The organism is Treponema vincentii F0403, assembly GCF_000412995.1.
GTDB classification, from domain to species: domain Bacteria; phylum Spirochaetota; class Spirochaetia; order Treponematales; family Treponemataceae; genus Treponema; species Treponema vincentii.
The window spans coordinates 1,521,716-1,535,755 of record NZ_KE332512.1; the positions used below are offsets into that span (position 1 = coordinate 1,521,716).

The 14,040-nt window shown below is 46.7% G+C and carries 15 protein-coding genes; 11 read left to right on the forward strand and 4 right to left on the reverse strand.

Annotated elements, in window-relative coordinates; genetic code table 11:
• Positions 1–27 precede the first annotated feature (27 nt).
• Positions 28–1,467, reverse strand: a complete 1,440-nt coding sequence (locus HMPREF1222_RS06660; protein ID WP_016518753.1) for a small ribosomal subunit Rsm22 family protein — start codon at positions 1,465–1,467, stop codon at positions 28–30.
• 238 nt (positions 1,468–1,705) lie between these two features.
• Between HMPREF1222_RS06660 and HMPREF1222_RS06665 the strand changes: the two genes are divergently transcribed.
• Complete coding sequence (locus HMPREF1222_RS06665) at positions 1,706–2,446, forward strand: rhodanese-like domain-containing protein (RefSeq protein WP_016518754.1); 741 nt, start codon at positions 1,706–1,708, stop codon at positions 2,444–2,446.
• A 21-nt stretch (positions 2,447–2,467) separates the two neighbouring features.
• Here HMPREF1222_RS06665 and map read toward each other — a convergent pair whose 3' ends face one another.
• The 3 genes from map to HMPREF1222_RS06680 form a co-directional block, all read right to left on the reverse strand.
• On the reverse strand, positions 2,468–3,232 hold the full coding sequence (gene map, locus HMPREF1222_RS06670) for a type I methionyl aminopeptidase (protein ID WP_016518755.1): 765 nt from the start codon (positions 3,230–3,232) through the stop codon (positions 2,468–2,470).
• Positions 3,233–3,310: 78 nt separating this feature from the next.
• Positions 3,311–4,228 carry a J domain-containing protein gene (locus HMPREF1222_RS06675; protein ID WP_051122494.1) on the reverse strand — a complete coding sequence of 306 codons (918 nt, stop codon included), beginning with the start codon at positions 4,226–4,228 and terminating at the stop codon, positions 3,311–3,313.
• Positions 4,197–4,607 carry a hypothetical protein gene (locus tag HMPREF1222_RS06680; RefSeq protein WP_016518757.1) on the reverse strand — a complete coding sequence of 137 codons (411 nt, stop codon included), beginning with the start codon at positions 4,605–4,607 and terminating at the stop codon, positions 4,197–4,199. Before HMPREF1222_RS06680 ends, HMPREF1222_RS06675 begins: the two co-directional genes overlap by 32 nt.
• A gap of 314 nt (positions 4,608–4,921) precedes the next feature.
• Here HMPREF1222_RS06680 and HMPREF1222_RS06685 point away from each other — a divergent pair, with 314 nt between their 5' ends.
• From HMPREF1222_RS06685 to HMPREF1222_RS06730, 10 genes are all read left to right on the forward strand, one after another.
• A complete protein-coding gene (locus HMPREF1222_RS06685) occupies positions 4,922–5,920 on the forward strand; it encodes a VWA domain-containing protein (protein WP_016518758.1) in 999 nt (332 codons plus the stop codon).
• Positions 5,920–6,882: a vWA domain-containing protein gene (locus HMPREF1222_RS06690; RefSeq protein WP_016518759.1), complete on the forward strand. Its 963-nt coding sequence runs from the start codon at positions 5,920–5,922 to the stop codon at positions 6,880–6,882. The genes HMPREF1222_RS06685 and HMPREF1222_RS06690 overlap by 1 nt, the downstream gene beginning before the upstream one ends.
• Before the next feature lie 109 nt (positions 6,883–6,991).
• Positions 6,992–7,561 (forward strand): tetratricopeptide repeat protein, encoded by a 570-nt coding sequence (locus HMPREF1222_RS06695; RefSeq protein WP_244870168.1) that lies wholly within the window; start codon positions 6,992–6,994, stop codon positions 7,559–7,561.
• A complete protein-coding gene (locus tag HMPREF1222_RS06700; protein WP_016518761.1) occupies positions 7,513–9,183 on the forward strand; it encodes an SH3 domain-containing protein in 1,671 nt (556 codons plus the stop codon). The genes HMPREF1222_RS06695 and HMPREF1222_RS06700 overlap by 49 nt, the downstream gene beginning before the upstream one ends.
• An 88-nt stretch (positions 9,184–9,271) precedes the next feature.
• The gene (gene yedE / locus HMPREF1222_RS06705) at positions 9,272–10,270 is read left to right on the forward strand and encodes a YedE family putative selenium transporter (RefSeq protein WP_016518762.1); all 999 of its coding nucleotides are present in this window, start codon (positions 9,272–9,274) and stop codon (positions 10,268–10,270) included.
• 143 nt (positions 10,271–10,413) lie between these two features.
• Complete coding sequence (locus HMPREF1222_RS06710) at positions 10,414–10,623, forward strand: sulfurtransferase TusA family protein (protein WP_016518763.1); 210 nt, start codon at positions 10,414–10,416, stop codon at positions 10,621–10,623.
• The gene (locus HMPREF1222_RS06715) at positions 10,620–10,889 is read left to right on the forward strand and encodes a putative Se/S carrier protein (RefSeq protein ID WP_016518764.1); all 270 of its coding nucleotides are present in this window, start codon (positions 10,620–10,622) and stop codon (positions 10,887–10,889) included. Before HMPREF1222_RS06710 ends, HMPREF1222_RS06715 begins: the two co-directional genes overlap by 4 nt.
• Positions 10,890–10,911: 22 nt before the next feature.
• Entirely contained in the window at positions 10,912–11,979 is a 1,068-nt protein-coding gene (gene selD / locus HMPREF1222_RS06720; protein WP_081636883.1) for a selenide, water dikinase SelD, read from the forward strand.
• Between the two features lie 52 nt (positions 11,980–12,031).
• Positions 12,032–13,102: an ABC transporter ATP-binding protein gene (locus tag HMPREF1222_RS06725; RefSeq protein WP_016518766.1), complete on the forward strand. Its 1,071-nt coding sequence runs from the start codon at positions 12,032–12,034 to the stop codon at positions 13,100–13,102.
• Positions 13,103–13,115: 13 nt separating this feature from the next.
• Positions 13,116–14,009, forward strand: coding sequence for a carbohydrate ABC transporter permease (locus tag HMPREF1222_RS06730; protein WP_016518767.1), 894 nt, complete (start codon positions 13,116–13,118; stop codon positions 14,007–14,009).
• Positions 14,010–14,040 lie beyond the last annotated feature (31 nt).

Sequence of the window (14,040 nt, forward strand, 5' to 3'; positions counted from 1 at the left end):
TTTTTAATCTACTCAATATCAGGGAGTTTACCGAATATGCGCCAACAGTGCATGCGTTTTTTTATCCCGTTGATGAAGATCGGCGGCATCTTCCGGCAGGATGAGCAGCGTTCCCGATACGGCGGTGTTGAGCACCGATTCTTTGTACGCAGGCGTAGTAATGAGCATAAAGCCTTTTTCCGAACAGGCGTATCTGCCGATGGTTTGAGGATCCGTTTTGATGATATCCGAGCATATACGCACCGGTATGCCGCCGGACTGTTTTGCATCGGCCGCTTTCCGATCGGAGAATGGAACTAATGAGCCGAATAAAAAACTTAAACTTGCCCGCTCTTTTCCCAAGCGGGAAGATTCGGAAAGACGGAGAAGATTGTCAGGTGAATCGTTCGTTTCAAACGTAAAATGGCACCATTTATGAATAGCTATCGGAATTTTTGCATTTCCGGCTTGCGGGTTCCTATTGGGAAAACAGCAGCTTCCGCGGTGGGGACAGGGTGCATACACGGAAGAACCGGTTTCTAAAAATTGCGTGCGCAAAAGGCTTAGAAATTCACCGGCAAGCGGTATACCCGGTTCAATAAAAAGAAAGGAACCGTCCGGTTTAAGATAGTGCATAACGGTGCGGTACGTTTTTTCCGCTTGGTCATCAAGGGAAAGCGGGCTATTCCAGAATATTTCGTTGAACATATTTGCTTCCGTTACTAATGAAACCTTTTCGGATAAGGCTGTACCGAATGCCCCGCACACCTTTTTAACAGTCCACGGAACTTCTTCTCCGGCGTCCTTTTTAGCAGTACTTTTACCGGTATATGCACAAAGCGCTAAAAAGAGTTCCTCCCCGAAATTGAGCGCCTTATTGGAAATATCCGTGCAATACCATGTCAGCCGCTTTTTCCGCAGCTCCGGTTTTGCAATCCATAAAGCGCAAATAAAAGTAAGCGGCCCGGAGCCGAAGTCCGCAGCATAATCGCCGTCATCAAGCCGGATATCAAGATTTTGCAGCAGCTTGGTAAGCCGTACTAAATTCCACCAGACATAATAGTGCGTATATGCCGACAGTTTTACCGGATCATTTAAATAGTGCGTCTTTCTGCTGCTGCGTTCATCAGTCAGCTCATGGAAGAGCGTATGAATATGCTGCGGCAGCAGCTGTTTTTTCTTTGCATCAAGCGGCAAAACCTGATCCAGCAGTGCGGGGAAATGTTCCAAGATGCTTTTTGCCTCGGCTGTCAGTGCCGAAAAAACCGGTTTGCCGAAAGAGTAAGACGTATTGCTTCGGTTTTCACGCAGGTTTTTACCTTTTCGGTTTGCACGCTGCGGTGATTGTTTTCGATACGACTCTTCATCTTTGGATTGACGCCTTGGGCGGGTTTCCTCCGGTTGAGAGCGATTGGATTTATCCTGCGTCCGAGAGGCGGATGCTGCGGACGGTTTTTTAACGAATTTTTCGTAGAACGGTTTTTGCATACTCATTATCGGTATATTATAGAAAAAATAAGATTGTTTTGCAAACGGGCGGACAATGGACGGACATTCCCCTTCTTTTATCATTTTATTCGTGCGGAGGGGTTAATACCCCGACGCCTCGCGTCGGGGTTGTTGATTGACTATATCCGTTTTTTTCCGTATAGTTCCGCGCCGTATAAAAGTGAGGATTGTCTTTTTGAGATATCCCCTAAGTTTTAGCATGTTCAAGGAGTTTAAAATGTTCAATTGGAAAAGAAGCCTAAAAAAAGTAAGCGTACTTATATTTACACTGGCGTGTATTGCGTTGACGGAAAGCGCCTGTACCACACGGGAAGGTAAAAGCGATACACAAGGTTCGGCTGTTATCATGAATATGAAAGGAGCCGAGCTTGACAACATTATGAACGATAGGGCGGAAAAAGAGCAGTATCTCGTTATCGATGTACGCGAAAAAAATGAGTATGATGCAGGGCATGTCCGCTATGCAATCAATATCAGCCTCAACGATATTGAAGGCCGATTGGATGATATCGCCGACCTCAAGGATAAAAACATCATTGTTATTTGCAGAAGCGGAAGACGAAGCAGGGCTGCAGCCGAAATATTACAAAAAAACGGATTTACAAAAGTGTTCAATGCGGACGGTGTCGCCGCGTATTCCTACAAGTCGCTCACAAAAGTTGCAAACGTACGCGGAAAGCAAATGCAGGCGCTGGTGAATACCGGGAACTATTCCGTCGTCGATGCCCGGGAGCCGGCGGATTATGCCGTATCGCATTTAAAAGGCGCGCTATCGGGAAATGCGGATACCGTTGCCGAAATACTGCCCCGGCTGCCTAAGGATAAACCGGTGCTGACCTACTGCTATTCCGGAAACCGCTCTTTTGCTGTTGCGGAAAAATTGGCAGCCGCAGGGTACACGGTGATAAACAGTTTAGACGGCATCAACGAATACCCTGACTTTGAATTGATAAAATAAACAAACCCGTGCTGTCTTTTTTTAAACCTCGCCGGGATTAAGCTGCGTTAAAATTTCGGTGTGGTCTTCAAAAATGGCAACGGTGTGCTCCATGTGGCAGGAACAGGACTTGTCGGCGCTGACGACCGTCCATCCGTCGGCACGGGTTTTAACATCCGCCGTACCGAGGTTGATCATCGGTTCTATCGCAATAACCATGCCGGGTACCAGCCTCGGATTCGGCGCGCCCCGCTCCGGTACATTCGGAATATTCGGATCTTCGTGGACTTTAAGCCCGACCCCGTGGCCGCAGTATTCATACACGACGCCGTAGTTATACTGCCGCGCCAAATCGTATACCGCGCGCGATATTGCGTTTACACGCTTACCTGCCTGACAGGCAGCAATACCTGCATAGAGGCAGTCGGTAGTAACCTTTAACAGCTGCGCGCGTTCGGGGCTTACGTTACCAACCGGTACCGTTACGCATGAATCGCTGATGTATCCGTTGAGGTCAATGCCGATATCCAGCGAGACGAGATCCCCGTCCTGTACGATTTTCTTTTTGCTGGGAATACCGTGAATAACTTCTTCGTTGATGGAGATACAAGCTGCCCCCGGAAAATCTTCCGCATACCATGCGGGAACGCCCCCGATCCTCTTAATGTACGAAACGCAGAAATCGTCCAGTTCCTTCGTACTTACACCGGGCTGCACTCGCGGTGTTAATTCTTTAAAAAGTCGAGCCAACGCTTTACAGGATAGGCGGATACCGTCTATCTGTTCCTTTGTCTTAATCCGTATCATATAATCCCTTACCTTTTCGCACAGTCTTACCGTCTCAGGCTATGCCGGCTAATCAATGGTTAGGTTAACCGGAGCGTCTTAACGCCAAAGCTGCTGCTGATAGTTTTTCTTTAATTTCGTAATACCTCGAATGCGGGGATTCATCCGTAACGAAGCCGCTGCGCACCCGTCGCCGGTACTAAAATCGCCCATCCGGTAATAAATTTCCGCCATTTTTTTTAATATTTCCGCATTATCCGTTTTGCTCAGCCCAAAATCCAACGCGGCTTCGCAGCAGTCAAGCATTAAATCATCCGGAAGAGTGTAAATGAGCTTTTCACGGATAAGCTTACGGGCTAAGATAAGCACTTCGGGGAAAAAATGGCGGAAATAAGACTGCTTCTGTTCTTCGCGGATAATTTGTTCAAGCAGCAAAAAGGCTTCATAATAGTGATCGCGGAAATAGAGTTCTTCTGCAAGAACAAAACCGCAATCCATAAAGTCGCCTCTACTAAAGTAGCGGCGCAGCGAAAACGTAGGCTGTACCGACCGGAGCCGTAAAAACTCCTGCACAGCCTCATCTTCCGCATTATGAAAAAGGTCAAAAAAGATCAGCGTTGCCCTGCTTTCAGGATCCGTCCGCTCCTTTAACCACGTACGGTAATCAAAACCTTCGCCTTTTTGAGCGGTCTTATTATAGAAAAAATCGAATTCCGCCCGGCGCTTTACATCAAGCAAGGCTTCATACGCGCGGATAAGCCGCATCAGCGCCTGTTCGTTTGCTTTTTTACCTTCAGTATTCCGGACATTATGCGGAATATCGGGATGCAGTTCCTTAGCTTTTTTCCGAAATGCCCGTTTAATTTCGGAGGTAGATGCAGAGGGGGGAATATTTAAAACTTTGTAATAATCTTCGATTACATGTTGACTATATGAATACGCCTTACGCCCTTCTTCGCTATCCTGCCTGCCGTTTTCCGCCCTGTTAGCCAATATTTGCCCCCGCACGGCGGGCATCCGCTGCATTCTGTAAAACGCTAAAGTAGTCGATAATAAAACCGCAGCTTTCCAATCCGTTCATTACATTTCGGGTAAATTTTTCCGAAAACAGTCCATTCTTCACAGTCAGCACACAGCCCTTACAGCCTTCTTTTAGGCCGTGATCTTTCAGTATAGTTATAACGGCAGAATCGGGTTTTGAAGTAAAAAACGGTTTTTCGGCATAGAAAACGGCGATATACCCAAACATATTGAGCCTGTCCGTATCGGTCAGCGCATATCCGTCAAGGACACGGAGCTCCTCACACCGGTTCCGGGCAGCTTCTTTTAAGGCCTCCAGAAAAATCCGCGTTTGAGGCTTTTTCCCTTTATCAAAATAAACCAAAACTGCTGTCATGGAGATATAATAGAAAAAATGTAGCTCTTTTGCAACCCAACACCTTTTGAAATATATGGCGTATCTACTGCAAGTACGTTTAACTATAATTGAATTGTAAAAGCTTTTTCCAATCGGAAGGAAATGCAATATGCTGTAAATCAATGTCTTGTTCGTTGAGAGGTGCGGGAGATCCTGTTGCGTTAATAAAACATATAATGGACTTGATTGCAATCCATAATCTGCGTATATAAAACTCCGACATGGATGCAATGCGAACCCTTGCACAAACAAGTGCAGACCCGTAAAATTAAAAGGCTGATAAGGATACCTGTGTGCTGAATTTTCAACGACCGCTTTTTTTTCTCCTCCTGTTTTTGCTGCCGGCTTTTGTGCTGCTCCGGCGGGCGGGGAAACTACAAGCGGTATCGATAGTGCTGCCGCTCGGAAACTGGAACGGCTTTATGCCGGAAAAAAATCTGCAGGTTTATTTCATACACCGCCTCTCCCAGTACGTCCTTGCTGCGGCATTCGTATTCGCCGTCGCAGCGCTTGCGGAACCGGTACGGCAAACCTCGGAAGCGATGTATTCAAGTTCGGGGCAGGCGCTGATGTTTGTAATCGACACGAGCCCCTCGATGGCCGCACAGGATATGGGAACCGAAACACGGCTTGAGGCGGCGAAACGTATTATCAAGTCTTTTGCGGAAAAGTATGAAGGCGATTCGCTGGGGCTTACCGCGTTGGGCAGTTCCGCCGCCGTGCTTATTCCGCCGACAATCGACAGGCACACTTTTCTGACCCGTTTGGATCAGCTGCAAGTCGGAGAATTAGGCGACGGAACCGCAATCGGCATGGGGCTTGCTTCCGCAGTTCTGCATCTTACGCAATATTCTACATTACCCTCTCATATCATCCTTTTTACCGATGGGGATAACAACACCGGCGAGGTACATCCCCGCGCCGCGGCCGATATCATCAAGCATAAGAAAATCGGTTTTTACATTATCGGGTTGGGAAAATCGGGATATGCACCGGTCAAGTATATCGAGCCTATACAAAAAAAAGAAATTTCCGGCACATTGAACACCGTGTTTAACGAAACCGAGCTGCAAAAAATCGCCAGATACGGCAACGGCCGCTATTTTTCGGCAAAGTCCCCCGAATTGCTGACGGACATTTTTAACCGGTTTATTCAAAAAATACCGGCGACCCCGCCCGCGATGACGATGCGCAAACAGGTTTATTTGGACAACTTGTTTTTACTGATTGCAATGGGTTGTGCGGCGGGCGCATGGCTGCTCCGCAGGTTTGGAATGCAGGCGGTGTCATAATGGTTGAATTTGAAAAACCGCTTTTTCTTTTACTGCTCCTCTGCATTCCACCCGCCTGTGCCGTTACGTTATATCGTATAAAAAAATTACAAAGAAGCTATGCAGCGGCGGAAGGAATACAGCGGATGATACGGACATTGCGGATCCGGACGGCACTTTGGAGCGCCGGTTGGCTATTCCTCTGTCTTGCTGCGGCCGTACCGCTCTGGGGTACCAAGCAGACCACCGTAATAAAGCACGGAAATGCCGTAATCTTTGCCGTCGATATTTCACGCAGCATGACCGTTGCCGACGTTGCGCCGAACCGCCTTGAATTTGCAAAGCAATATGTTGCCTTTTTAATAGAACGTTTACCGGAAACCGCATGCGGATTGGTTACGATAAAAGGGCAGGGAACACTTGCCGTGCCGTTGAGCTTTAACCATCAAAGCGTGCTTACCGCAGCGGAAACGCTGTCTCCTTTTAATGCTACGTCGGCAGGCAGCAATCTTGAGCACGGTTTGCGGATTGCGTTGGAGTCCTTTCCCGAAAACCGCTTAACCGGAAAAACAGTTGTCCTCTGCACCGACGGCGATGAGACGGCAGGTTCGGTTTCTCGTATCCTTCCGCGATTTAGGCAAGACAATGTTCAATTGATTATCATCGGATTCGGAACGGAAACGGGCGGTACGCTTTCCATCCTCAATGAGAAACACGAATCGGTATTGCAAAAAAGCCGTTTGGAGGAAGCGGCTCTCAAGCGCTATGTGGAACAGACTTTAAACGGAAGTTTTTATGTTTCCGCCATAGAGCTCGGTTCGGCACAAAAGGTATTACAATCATTGACGGGAGGAGATGCCGAAAGTGAAAAAATCCGGTATGTGCAAAAACCGGTACGGCGGACGTTTGAATGCACAGCCGTAGCGCTTCTCTTTTTTTGCGCAGGCCTTTGGGCGGGAGGTTTTCGTGCTAAAAAAAAGTAGACACTCATCTGCCGCCGGATCACCCATATCATCACTATCAACATTATTATCATCGTTGTTTTTATCGTCATCATTTTTATCGATATATCTTATTTTTATACCGATATTGGTGCTAAGCATATCGGGCTGCAGCGGAGAACAACAAACTAAACTCGCATACATAAAAGGAACGCTCGCATGGAGACAGGGAAATTGGAATAATGCGGTGCTGTATTTTTATGAAGCTGAAAGTTTGGCGGCGAAACTGCCCGATGAGAACATGGCACAGTACACGGATTCCGCGCTCGCTTCCGCATATCTCATGCAGGGAGAAGATACGGCCGCGTCAAGAAAATTAGAAAATATTTCTGAAACGGCGCCGGATATTTTACGGGCGCACCGTTTTTATCAACAGGGCATTATCGCATTCCGTGCAAAAGAATATGCACAAGCGGCTGCGCTGTTCCGAAAATCGCTGGAACTTTCCGGCAGCGATATGGCAGCCAAAATTAATTATGAACTGAGCAAAAAACTCAGCGATACACAGCGGGAGATGCAGCATCAAGCTCCGCAAAATGCCGCGGAAGATCCTGAGTCCGATTTGACGGATTCGATTATCTTGGATATTATCCGCAAAAGAGAGCAAAACGAATGGGAAAAAATGCAACACGAATCGGAACCGGCGATAAACGACTATTAGCATTCAGGCGGCTAATAAAGCCGGCAATACTCTTTCTTTTTTGCCGGGCGGCTGCAATCTTTTTGTTTTGCTGTGAAGAGACAGCGCTCTACGGGCAACAAAGCGATAATTTTATTGAGCTTAAAATAGACAGTACCGAATTTTCAATCGATCGTGAGCTGGAAATAGAAATCATCATCAACAGTGATGCTCCCTATCTACAAGCTTATAGCGATACGCCGCGGTTTTACCTTGCCGTTGAAGGCGATGCTGCGGCCGTGCCGGTACAGCTTGTGCAAAGCAGTGCAATCCCCGAACGGGACAGCCTGCACCTTCGGTACCGCTATCGGTTTAACGGAACAGGCACATTTAGATTCGTTCCTACGCTGCAGTGGAGAAAGCAAACGCTTGAGCTTGCACCGCTGGATATAACCGTACACAGCCGGCCGCTTTCGGAAAGCACGCCGTTTTTGTGGAAGCTGTATGCTGCGGACGGGCGTCCGATTCCGGAAGATGCCGCTATCGAACAAGGCAGGGAATATATTCTGTGTCTAGCTGCGGCTTTTTATTCTGCCGGATATGCCGAACGTTATCTGCAAGTTTTACAAACCGCCTCTGTGCAACTCGAAGCCGCCCGCTCCGAAATTTCCCATTCCAAAGCCCTCCGCTCCCAAGAGAACCAAAGCGGCGCGGATAGTCAGGCTATAGGTGATGAACTGCCGCTGCCGACCGAGATACTCCACATCGATTGTTCTCCTTCCGAAAGCGCCGCATTAAAACCGCTCGCACTCGGCGAACTACCGTTTGATGCGGCTGTTTTACTCGATGCGGCGGGAAATCCTGACGCGGTGGATGGTTCCGATACGGCCGTTTCACCCAATGCCGTTTTTTCCCATGCCAACAGCGAACACTATCTGCTTGCGATATTCAGTATAATACCGCTGCGCATAGGTGCCCAGAGTCTACCCCAAGCGCAGATATTTTTTGCATCGGGCGGAACGGCATTCAGCGTACCTGCATCATACCGCGCCAATCGGCAGGCTGCAGCTCAAGCCACCGGCAAAGGCGGCGCGGACGGCTTTACCGCCGCTGCGTTTCAGGCGCTCCCGAATGAAACGCAGTACAGCGGCAGCAGTATGACCGGCCAAGAAAAAAACGCTGCGGCGGTCCAAATTGCCGAATACCGCAAACAGGAAGCGGCATCGCTTTTTGCTCCTACAATCAGCCGTGAACGGAAAAAGCTGGAAACCGCTTTAGAAATTGCACAGCCGCTGCCACTGTATCCGCGCCTTCTCGGCGTTTTAACGGCGGTAATTTCAATCCTGCTGCTGATAGGCACGGCGGTATGCGGATTACGCAATAAAAAATTGTTGATGCTCATCCTACTCACCGGTGCGCTGTGCAGCGGCGGCTTCACCGTTGTAATGTTCCGGCGCATACTGCAGCCGCAGGGAGTATACACCGGCGTCAGCGGAGACCCTGCGGTGCGGCGTATACCGGAAAACAGCGGCGGTACCGTATACCGGCTTTCGGCAGGGGAAAGCTTCATTATCGTACGCCAAACGCCTCAATGGTACTACATCAAAACTGCCGGCGGCGCTGCAGGCTGGATATCCCCGCAATCGGTTATACGGTACAATTAATTCTTGACAGTGCCATCAACTCGCTGTATCATACCATATATAAAAATTTTTATATTTTTATTTAAAATATTTCAATAGGAGGAATGAAATGAAAAAACATTTCATGGTGGCACTGACAGGCGCATTCATCGGTATTGCGGCTGTCGTATTGGTTAAGTTCGGAAACCCGGGAAACATGGGCTTCTGTATTGCCTGTTTCTTGCGGGACATTGCAGGTTCTTTAAAACTGCACAATGCAGCCGTGGTACAGTATATGCGCCCCGAAATCATCGGTCTTATCGTCGGCGCTTTTGCAATCGCACTTGTAAAAAAAGAGTTTAAACCGCGCGGCGGGTCGGCTCCCTTTACCCGCTTTGTATTGGGCTTTTTCGTAATGATCGGCGCGCTGATGTTCTTGGGCTGCCCCTTGCGTATGTTTTTACGTTTAGGTGCAGGCGACTTGAACGCACTGTTCGGGCTTGTCGGATTTGTCATCGGGATCAGTATCGGGGTTGTATTCCTCAACAAGAATTTCTCGCTGAACCGTGCATATACGCAATCAAAACAGGAAGGTATGCTGCCTCCCATCGTGATGATCGTGTTCTTTGTTTTACTTGTTGCGTTCCCCGCCGTCCTTGCCTTTAGCGAAAAAGGCCCCGGTTCAATGCACGCTCCGATCGCGCTTGCCCTCGGTATCGGCCTTGTAGGCGGAGCATTGGCACAGCGCAGCCGCCTTTGTACTGCAGGCGGTATCCGTGATGCAATCATGTTAAAGGATTTCCATCTTTTAACCGGAAGCATCTCCATTTTAGTTGTCGTGCTTATCGGCTCGTTGATTACCGGACAGTTTAAACTCGGCTTTGCCGGACAGGCAGTTGCACACACCGACGGATTGTGGAATGCGCTCGGTATGGTATTGGTCGGATGGGCAAGTGTTCTGCTCGGCGGCTGCCCCTTACGCCAGCTCATTTTAACCGGCGAAGGCAATACCGATTCGGCTGTAACCGTAACCGGTTTAGTTGCAGGCGCTGCGTTTGCTCACAACTTCGGCCTTGCCTCTTCCGGTAAAGGCCCGACAAGCGCCGGTATGATTGCCGTCGTTATCTGATTAGTCGTAACAGCCTGCGTCAGCGTATACTACGCGGCAAAAAATAAATAATGTTTTTAACGGCATCTTTCATCATCGACCTCATGAGGGATGCCGTTTTCTAAATTAGGGTATCTCTAATTTTTTAGCTAAGGAGACGGAAAATGGAAGATTATACGGTAGATGCGCGGGGACTTTCCTGCCCCGAACCTGTGGTACGGACAAAGAAAGCATTTGATGCTCATCAAAATTTTACCGTACTGGTCGATAACGAAACTTCAAAAGAAAACGTTATCCGCTTTTGTGATAAGATGAAGGCAAAGACCGCTATCTCTGCCGACGGCAGCGATTGGAAAATCAGCGTTTCCAAATGATCAGCGGCTACGTAATCACGTTTCATACGCATTACGAAGCGCTTGTCTGTATGCGCAGTCTTGAAAAAAGCGAAGCCGCGCAGAACGGAGCGATTGCCGTTAAACTTATTCCCGTGCCGCGCGAACTCAGCTCCGCCTGCGGTACGGCGGTTAAAGTTACGATAAAAGACGGCGGTATTTTCGGTGCGGAAAACTTTACGAACATCGAACGCGATGAGGTTTTCACTTTTGACGCCGCCGGAAAATATACCGCCGTGGGCAAGTAAGGGTTAAATCTTTGGAGAGGCTATGAGTTGTGCAATTCCGGATAAAAATTTCAGCTTGATTAAATCTTCATCCTATTCCGGATGAGGGGCAAAATTAAGTGCGGGTGCACTGGACGGCTTACTCAAAAGCTTTTCTATTTGCTCCGATCCCCGGTTATTGGTGGGCTTCGACACATCGGACGATGCGGCTGTTTATAAAATCAATGACGAAACAGCTTTAATCTTTACGGCCGATTTTTTCCCTGCGATTACGGACGACCCGTATATGTTCGGGCAAATTGCAGCAGCGAATGCGCTCAGCGATATTTATGCAATGGGCGGAACCCCTAAACTGGCCTTGAATCTTTTTTGTATTTCTGAAAAAATGCCCGAACCCGTTATAAAAGAAATACTCAGGGGCGGTGCGGATAAGGCTTTTGAGGCAGGTGCAATTATCTGCGGCGGGCACACCATTTACGACAGTATCCCGAAATACGGGTTAGCGGTAACGGGTTTTGTGCATCCGGATAAAATACTGCGCAATTCCGCTTGTAAAGAAGGCGATGTGCTGATTTTAACCAAACCGATCGGTTCCGGTATTTTAACGACGGCAGCGAAGGCAGATATGATCGGTGCGGAAGACTTAAAAAATGTCTATCAAGTGATGGCCTTTTTAAATGCCGCCGCCTGCGGCATAATGACAAAATACGAAGTCCATGCTTGCACCGACATTACCGGCTTCGGGCTTTTAGGGCACTTATATGAAATGGGAAAGGGGAGCGGCGTCAGCATTGAACTTGCCTATCAATCGCTGCCGATTTTTGACGCTGCCGTCGAATATGCCGAAATGGGTTTTATCCCGGCCGGTGCATATTCAAATAGAAACTTTGTCGGTGATAATGCAGCGCTGGACGAAGTGCCCCGCGCCTATCAGGATATCTTATTTGACCCGCAGACATCAGGCGGTCTTGTTATTTCGGTAGCACAGAAGGACGCCCAAAGTTTATACACGGAGCTTTGTGCCGCACTGGAACCTACCGTTTGCGGGAAACCGGCAATTATCGGCACGGTTGCAGCACGTAATGATAAGATTGTGCGGGTAAAAGCTTAGTGTCCGCTGCCGCAACGGCACGGCCTTGTTAAACCTTATTTGCGAGGATATTTTGAACATTACACTAGAGCACCTGCATAAAAGTTTCGAGGACAAGAAGGCTGTCATTAAAGATATCAATTTGGAAATTGACAGCGGTACGCTTATTTCCCTTTTAGGGCCGAGCGGATGCGGAAAAACAACCGTCTTAAATATTATCGCAGGCCTCATAAAACAATCCGAAGGAACCGTTTATTTTGACGGTAAAAATATGAATAACATTCCTGTGGAGAAAAGAAACATCGGTATGGTTTTTCAAAACTATGCGTTGTACCCTCATTTATCCGCTTTTGATAATTTGGCCTTTCCTCTGCAAATGCAAAAATTGAATAAAACCGAAATTAAAGCGCGAGTACATAAAACTGCGGCATTCTTGGAAATAGACAAACTTTTACACAAAAAACCGGCAGTTCTTTCCGGCGGCGAGCAGCAACGGGTAGCCATAGGCAGAGCACTCGTTAAAGAACCTGCCGTATTGCTGATGGATGAGCCGTTATCGAATCTGGATAAAAAACTTAGAATCCAAACCCGCGAGGAAATACGAAGAATACAACAAGAACTTAAAATTACGACTATTTTTGTCACTCATGATCAAGAAGAAGCTTCGGCAATTTCGGATAAAATTGTACTGCTCCATAACGGTGAAATTGCGCAATACGGTACCTCGTATGAGTTATATCATAATCCTGCAAACTTATTTACTGCAAAATTTATCGGAGCAATCGACATCAATATTCTTGAAGCGGTTAAAAAAGATTCAGCCTATTTTATACCTTCTCTTAATGTGCACCTTTCCATGTCAGAAGAAGTTATATCCGGCAGCAGCGAGCCGCTCTATATTGCAATACGTCCGGAGGATATCGCTATCGTAAAAGAAGACCCCGATATTACGGCAAAAATTGTTATGATTGAAAACTTGGGAAAAGACACCATTGCAACAATGGAATACAATAACAATAATTTTAAAATATATATCCCAACCAACGGATTATATGTGACAGGAGGTTTTCTCGGTTTACGATTTAATAGGGATCGGATATTCATATTCGATAAGAGTGGTAACCGGCTCATCAATTCTAAATAAAAGGATTGAACACATGAAACAAAATAATTTTTCAAGAGCTATTCTTTATTTAGCCCCTGCCTTGATCATATTGGTTACCTTTAATTTATATCCTGCAGTTAAAGTTTTCTTAATGAGCTTTTACACAAAATACAATTATTTTAAACACCATGTATATGAGTATGGATTGGATAACTATCTTGCACTGGCTAAAGACGAACAATTTATTGCCGCTTGTATCAATACATTAAAATTCGTATTAATCAGCGTACCTATTTCAATTATATTATCATTATTGATCTCCGTTTCGTTGGTAAAAAATAATAAAATCAATACCATTATCCGCAACATATACTTTCTGCCTTTTATAACCAGTACGGTTGCCGTAGCTGTGGTATTCCGATGGATATTTCATTCGCGTTTCGGATTGCTTAACTATGCACTAGGAATAGTCGGAATAAAACCAATCGCATGGCTCACCGATTCCCGATACGCTATGACGGCATTGATTATTTTATGCGTATGGAAAACATTAGGCTATAATATTCTGATTATTCTTACCGGATTGCGGAATATTCCTCAACATTATTATTCGGCTGCAAGAATAGACGGAGCCGTACCATATAAGATATTTTTTAGAATAACGCTTCCGTTGTTAATGCCTACGGTATTTTTTGTGTCTGTCACTTCGCTTATAGGAGCGTTTAAAACATTTTCGGAAGTGTATGCATTATTCCATAGATCGGCAGGGCCTCTAAATGCATGTATGACCATCGTTTACTTTATTTATGACAAATTGGTAAATCAATTTTCGTATGGAATATCCGCGGCGGCATCGTTTATTTTATTCTTCGTTATTCTCCTGTTGACCGTATTAAGTTTTGCCGTTGCAAGATTATTAAATAAGCATTATGGACTAAAAAGGTAAAAAGATGGGAAAGTTCCGTAATACTGTTGTA